Below are 6846 nucleotides of genomic sequence, written 5' to 3' on the forward strand. Positions count from 1 at the left end.
ATGAAAGGATGAAAACGATGGAAGGTAACTCGCTCAACCGCCGTCAGTTTGTTGCCGTCAGTGCGACGGCGCTTATGGGAGCCGTCGCGGCGGGTGCGGTGTCTGGCTGTTCGTCGTCGAATGGCGACGCCAAAGGAAGCGACTCCGCTTCAAAGGATAAAATTATCTTTATTTGGGAGCCAAACGAGTCTACGACAACGTACGAGGGCATGCGTGAAGCGGTTGCCGAGTGTATCGAGGAGGGATGCGGGCTGCCCTGCGAGATGATGACGACGACCGACTACAACGTCACCATCGAGTCGCTGGTGTCGGGCAAGGCTGACATGGCGTCTCTCGGCGCTTCGGAGTACGTTGAGGCTCATGCGAAGAACCCCGACGTTAATATTGCTTTCGTGCTGAGCAACGAAGATGGCGAACTTGACCAGGCATCATACTACTCGCAGATCTGCGTTCGCAGCGAGGATGCCGACAAATACAAGAGCGGCTCCTCCTTCTCGCTGGACAACATCAAGGGCAAGAACTTCTCCTTCGTCAATTTGAATTCGACATCCGGCTTCGTTATGCCTGCCACGGTGGTCAAGAAGCAGTTCGGGCTTTCAAGCACCGACGAGTGCAGCGAGTCGGGTGCCTTTTTCGACACGGTGTTGTTCCCTGGATCCCATCCCGGATCGCTGTTCAACCTTCTTAACGGGGATGCCGATGTGGCCGTCTTCGCCGATTATCTGGTTGACCCGATGGTCGAGCTGGTCTCGGGCGAGCCGGCGCAGCCCGGCACGGTTTACCGCGTGAAGGAGGGCGTTGACTCTCCGCTTGATGCCGTCGTCGGCAAAGAGTTCACCATCATCGAGGCATTGCCGGTTCCTGCTGTTCCCATCTGCATTAATACCGCGACTGTCCCGCCGGAGATCCATGACAAGATTATCAGCTACATGTGCTCTGACGAGGTTGCGTCGAATCCGGAGATTTTCCCGTCGCCCGACGACAAGGACACCGTAAGCAATTGGTCGAAGACCTCCGATAAGGTGTGCTTCGTTCCTGCAGAGGACGACTATTACGACGAGTTCCGCGAGCTCATCGACTTTAAAGGTTAACCGAAAATACCTTAGAAAGAAGTAATAGTGCAAAAGGGGCGTATGTTCGCATGCGCCCCTTTGCTCGGAAGCGACAGGGCAAAGGAATAGAATGGCGGATGCATCCCCGATTCTGCTTGAGCTGAATCAATTGACCAAAAGCTACGGTAGCGGCAAGGTCGCCCTCGACGGGTTCGATATTGCTGTTCGGAAAGGAGAGTTCGTCTCCGTAATCGGATCGTCGGGTGCTGGCAAGTCAACAATGCTGCGTTGCATCAATCACCTTATCGAACCGACATCGGGAACCATCGTATTCGACGGCAAGGATACGACGAAGGTGCGCGGTCGCGAGCTCCGCCGTATGCGGCGCAGGATCAGCATGGTATTCCAAAACTACAATTTGGTTTATCGCGCAACAGCGATTGAAAACGTATTGCAAGGACGGCTCGGCTACAAATCCGCAATCGCTGGTGCGCTTGGTCTTTACACGGAAGACGAGAAGCGACGCGCTTTCGAGATGCTCGATCACGTTGGCTTGGCCGACTTTGCATACACTCGAACGGATCAGTTGTCGGGAGGTCAAAAGCAGCGCGTGGGAATAGCCCGAGCGCTCGTTCAAGATCCACTGCTCATTCTTGCCGACGAGCCCATCGCAAGTCTCGATCCGAAGTCCTCTCGCACCGTTCTCGAGTTGCTGCGTGGTGCGGCCGACAAGTTTGGGATCACCTGCTTGGTAAGTCTTCATCAGGTTGAGTTTGCGCAAGAATTCTCCGATCGAATCGTCGGCCTTGCTGACGGTCGGGCAGTCTTTGATGGTGCGCCCGATGCTCTGACGAGCTCTATTGTCTCCGAGATATACGGCGGCGATTCCGAAGAGGGGGAGCAGTGATGCAGGTGATGCCCCAGACTGTTGGTGGGGAATCCATCGAAGCTGAGAAGAAGGGGGCATCTCCTCAACACTTCTTCCTTAAAAAGCAGCTGACTCTCGTTGCCCTCTTATTCGCATTTCTTGTCATTTGCGCCATCTCGAGCCAATTTGTTGGGTTCGATCTGCTGAAAGCGCTCCGTGATTTTCCTGCTGGATTCGTATGGTTCCTTCAGAAGTTCATGCCGACAGCATCCTCGTTCGAGAAAATGGGGACAATCGGGCCGGCGCTTCTCTCGACGGTTCTTGACTCTGTAGCGGCGAGTTGCACTGCGGCGGTGCTGGCTTATGTCTGCGCGGTCTTGGGATCGCGGACGACGGGGCTTGGAGGGCCGATGCAGCTCATTGTTCGGGCGATCGCCTCGATATTCCGCAACATTCCAATTGTGGCGTGGGCATTTCTGCTGCTCTTCTCGTTCAAGCAAAGCGAATTCACGGGATATCTGGCGCTCTTTCTCCAAAGCTTCGGCTTCTTGACGAGGTGCTTTTTGGAGAGCATCGATGAGATGAGCGTTGGGCCCGTAGAGGCACTTAGGTCTTGCGGGGCGGGTTATCTCCAAGTTGTCGCGCGCGCGGTGGTGCCGATGAGCATTACCCAGGTCATCAGTTGGGTTCTCTACATGATTGAAACCAATATCCGCGATGCTACGCTTGTTGGCATGCTTACGGGAACCGGCATCGGATTCGTCTTTGACTTGTATTACAAGAGCTTCAGGTACGATACCGCCGGTCTCGTGCTGGTTCTCGTGATTATCGTCGTCATCGTTTGCGAAACAACCTCTAACTACATTCGAAGAAGGGTGATGTAATTGGCTCTGTCAGGAGCACCGCGCGGCGCACGCCTGACCCGTCGCGGAACAATCAAGGTGGGCGCCTTTTCCAAGTCGAATGCTCTCATTGCTGTTGTGGTTCTCGTGCTCGCTGCAGTCACAGTCTACGCATTCATCCAGATGGATTATGGCAAAACGCCGCTTGCAACCGCGTTTGCGAATGCTGTTTCCGATTTTGTCGAAATGGCAACGACGCCGCACGTCAACGGTCATTTCAAATACCCTGATCTGGCGATTGAGCTGCTCGTTACGCTTGCCTTGGCAACGCTGACCACGTTAGGCGGTGCCGTTATAGCACTCCTCCTTGGTTTGTTCGCGGCAAGCAACCTGTCGAACCGGACGGTCAGCAATGCAATCAAGGTCGTGATGTCGATCGCGCGGGCGGTGCCGACAATTCTGTGGGTTCTTGTCTTCACGGTGGCAATCGGACTTGGCGCCGAGGCGGCTGTTATCGGCATGCTATTTCATAGCGTGGCGTATCTCGTAAAAGCGTATTCGGAAAGCTTCGAAGAGGTGGACGAGGGAGTGCTCGAGGCCCTTAAGGCGACAGGCGCATCATGGTGGCAGATCGTTTGCCGAGGCGTGCTTTTCGAGAAGCTGAACGAGATGCTCTCTTGGACCTTCATCCGCTTCGAAATCAACTTCGTGGCAGCGGTTGTCGTTGCGGGAATGGCGGGCTCGGGCGGCATAGGGTACTCGCTCTTCCTTGCCGGTAACTATTACTTCGACATCCATGAGATCGGGCTCATCGTCTACATGTGCATGGCGGTGTCCATCGTCCTGGAAATTTCAGCTACGAAGCTCCGAAAGCGCTTCGTAGTCAACAAATAGAAGAGTTTCGAAAGATGCCCGTTCGTTTCCTCGCCCAGTATAAGGCGTTCCATGTGGAAGTGAGCGTTTAGTTGGCACAACTCGACCATATGTGCGATAATCCCTTCTCGGTGCGCATTCGGGCCGATGTACGGCCGCGCTGTCCGATTCGGCCAGATTCGATTGCGCGCTGCACGAATCGTGCGATAAGCGAACGATGGAGGAAAGTTAGTGGAAACAAAAGTAGAGGCATTGCAGGACAACAAGGTCAAGGTGACCGTCACCGTCGATGCCAAAGAAGTCGACAATCGCATCAAGAAGGCTTACAAGGACTTCGCGAATAAGTACAATTTCCCCGGATTCCGCAAGGGCAAGGCGCCCCGTCCGATCATCGACAATGCGCTCGGTGCCGAGGCTGTGCCGGCTACCGTCACCGATGACCTCGTGAACGGCTGCTACCCGCTCGCCATCGACAGCTGCGATCTGTACCCTGTCGGCGAGCCCGAGTTCGGCGAGCCTGCACTTGTCGAAGGCGGCAAGCCCTACGAGTTCTCCTTCGAAGTTGAGTGCAAGCCGACCTGCGAGCTTTCCGATTACGAGCCGGTCGAGGTGAAGCTTCCGGCCGAAGGCGCTTCCGAGGCCGAAATCGACCAGCAGATCGAGGCGCTGCGCGACTACTATCATGAGTTCGAGAACGCCAATGCCAACACCAAGGTGAAGGCCGACTCCTACGCCGACCTCAAGATCGCCGCAACCGACGAGAACGGCGAGGACGTGAGCGCGCTGTCGAGCGAGTCCCGCATGTGCCTCATGGGTTCCGGCATGTTCCCGGCCGCTTTCGACGAGCAGGTCATCGGCCTGAAGAAGGGCCAGACCGCGAGCTTCTCCGTCAACGTCGAGGACGCGAAGGAAGCGACCCTCATGGCCTCCCTCGAGGGCAAGACCAAGACGGTGAACTTCGAGGTCGAGGTTCTCGCCGTGAAAAAGCAGGTGCTCCCCGAGCTCACCGACGAGTGGGTGAAGGACACGCTGGGCTTCGAGGACGTTGCCGACCTGCGCGAGCGCGTCGCTGACAGCATCAAGGAACAGAAGGAAGACGTCCTTCCGCGCATGAAGGAAAGCGCCTGCCTGATCGAGCTCGCCAAGCGTCTCGACGTCGAGGTTCCTGCCGCTGTGCAGGAGCAGACCGAGGCCAAGCTTCTGCAGGACTTCTTCACCCAGCTGCAGAATCAGGGCGCAAGCTTCGACGCGTATCTCCAGCAGAACGGCATCAGCGCCGACCAGTTCAAGGCCGACGTGAAGCAGCAGGCCGCCGACACCGCCAAGCAGGACATGGCGCTCGACGCATGGGCAGCGCATTTCGAGCTCAAGGTCACCGACGAGGAGGTCGTCGAAGAGTTCGAGAAGTCCGGCGCTAAGGACCCGAAGGCTCTCCTGAAGGAGTGGCGCGAGGGCGGTCGTCTCTACATGGTGCGCGAGGCCCTGCTTCGCTCCCACGCCATCCTCGACGTGATGGAGAAGGCCAAGGTCACCGAGTACGACCCTGCCGAGGAAGCCGAGGAAGAGAAGAAGGCTGCCAAGAAGTCTTCCAAGAAGGCTGCCAAGAAAGAGGAAGAGGCTGCCGACGCCGAGGCGTAGGGCTTCCCCTCAACCTTCACCGATTGCTTAACGACGGGGTCGATGCGCATGCGTCGGCCCCGTTTTATGCTTATCGTGAACGGCGTGTTCCCGACCCCTTGCGCGAAGCGGCATGCTGTTTCATCATGTGAAGTAGACTGAAATTTCGCGGCCGCGTGAGGCCGCGCCTTTTTTGAAAGCGAGGCTTTTCCCATGAGCATCGAGCGTGCCACTTCGGCTCTCATTCCCTACGTTATCGAGCAGTCCCCGCGCGGCGAGCGCAGCTATGACATCTATTCCCGCCTGCTAAACGACCGCATCATCTTCCTCGGCGAGCCCATTGATGACCATGTGGCGAACTCCGTCGTCGCGCAGATGCTGCATCTCGAAAGCGCCGATCCCGAAAAGGACATCTCGCTCTACATAAACACTCCGGGCGGCAGCGTGTCGGCGGGCCTCGCCATCTATGACACCATGCAGTTCGTGAAGTGCGACGTGTCCACCATCTGCCTGGGCATGGCGGCATCCATGGGCGTGCCCCTTCTGACCGGCGGCGCGGCGGGCAAGCGTTTTATCCTGCCGAACGCCCAGGTCATGATTCACCAGCCCATGGGCGGCACCGGCGACGGCCACACGCAGCAGACCGACATCCAGATTATGGCCGACGAGATCAAGAAGACGCGCGACCGCTTGGAGGGCATCATCGCCAAGCACTGCGGCAAGACCCAAGAGCAGGTGCACGTCGACTGCGAGCGCGATAACTGGCTCTCCGCTGAGGAAGCGAAGGCGTATGGCCTGGTCGACGATATCATCACGAGCCATCGCGGCTCCTCCGACAAGTAGAACCTAAGAAGAGAAGCGACCTAACGCATATGACAAACGAACGAAGAGGCGACCTTGGCTATCGCGGTGACGACGCGGTGTACTGCGCGTTCTGCGGGAAGTCATCCGATCAGGTGACCGCGATGATCGCGGGCCCGAACGGCATCAACATCTGCGACGAGTGCATCTCGGTGTGCGCCGATGCGATGATGCGCGACTTGGGCCTCTCGACTGCCTTCGACAGCATGTCCGACGAGGAGACGACCGGTCGTCGCGGCCGCCGTCGCGCGCAGGACCGCGGCGCAATCGTCGAGGCCGACATCGAGGACGAGACGCCGAACCCCGCCGATATCCTGGGCAACTTGCCCACGCCGCATGAGCTCTACGCTGAGCTTTCCGAGCATGTGGTGGGGCAGGAAAACGCGAAGCGCGCCCTCTCCGTCGCCGTCTACAACCACTACAAGCGCATCAGCATGGAATCGAAGGCGCAGGAGGGCGACGTCGAGCTTGCGAAGAGCAACATCATGCTCTTGGGCCCCACGGGTTCCGGTAAGACGCTGCTTGCCCAGACGCTCGCGCGCACGCTGCGCGTCCCGTTCGCGATCGCCGATGCGACGACGCTCACCGAGGCGGGATATGTCGGCGAGGACGTCGAGAACATCCTGCTCAAGCTGATCACCGCCGCTGACTTCGATATCCCGCGTGCGGAAATCGGCATCATCTACATCGACGAGATCGACAAGATTGCCCGCAAGGCCGAGAACCTCTCCAT

The 6846-nt window shown here is 57.7% G+C and carries 7 protein-coding genes; all 7 read left to right on the plus strand.

The genetic code is table 11. The features are described from left to right. Nucleotides 1-17 precede the first annotated feature (17 nt). Entirely contained in the window at nucleotides 18-1091 is a 1074-nt protein-coding gene (locus Q0G85_RS02925; protein ID WP_297154564.1) for a phosphate/phosphite/phosphonate ABC transporter substrate-binding protein, read from the plus strand. Between the two features lie 91 nt (nucleotides 1092-1182). After that, nucleotides 1183-1959: a phosphonate ABC transporter ATP-binding protein gene (gene phnC, locus Q0G85_RS02930; protein ID WP_297154566.1), complete on the plus strand. Its 777-nt coding sequence runs from the start codon at nucleotides 1183-1185 to the stop codon at nucleotides 1957-1959. 218 nt (nucleotides 1960-2177) lie between these two features. Further along, entirely contained in the window at nucleotides 2178-2804 is a 627-nt protein-coding gene (locus Q0G85_RS02935; RefSeq protein WP_297154567.1) for an ABC transporter permease, read from the plus strand. Next, nucleotides 2805-3656, plus strand: coding sequence for an ABC transporter permease (locus Q0G85_RS02940; protein ID WP_297154569.1), 852 nt, complete (start codon nucleotides 2805-2807; stop codon nucleotides 3654-3656). Between the two features lie 210 nt (nucleotides 3657-3866). After that, nucleotides 3867-5273, plus strand: a complete 1407-nt coding sequence (gene tig, locus Q0G85_RS02945) for a trigger factor (RefSeq protein ID WP_297154570.1) — start codon at nucleotides 3867-3869, stop codon at nucleotides 5271-5273. A 192-nt stretch (nucleotides 5274-5465) separates the two neighbouring features. Further along, entirely contained in the window at nucleotides 5466-6095 is a 630-nt protein-coding gene (locus tag Q0G85_RS02950) for an ATP-dependent Clp protease proteolytic subunit (RefSeq protein WP_158049230.1), read from the plus strand. Nucleotides 6096-6124: 29 nt separating this feature from the next. Next, nucleotides 6125-6846, plus strand: a 722-nt coding sequence (locus Q0G85_RS02955; protein ID WP_297154571.1) for a ClpX C4-type zinc finger protein, incomplete at its 3' end; no start/stop codon positions are given.

The organism is uncultured Ellagibacter sp. (assembly GCF_934617235.1).
Taxonomy (GTDB): domain Bacteria; phylum Actinomycetota; class Coriobacteriia; order Coriobacteriales; family Eggerthellaceae; genus Ellagibacter.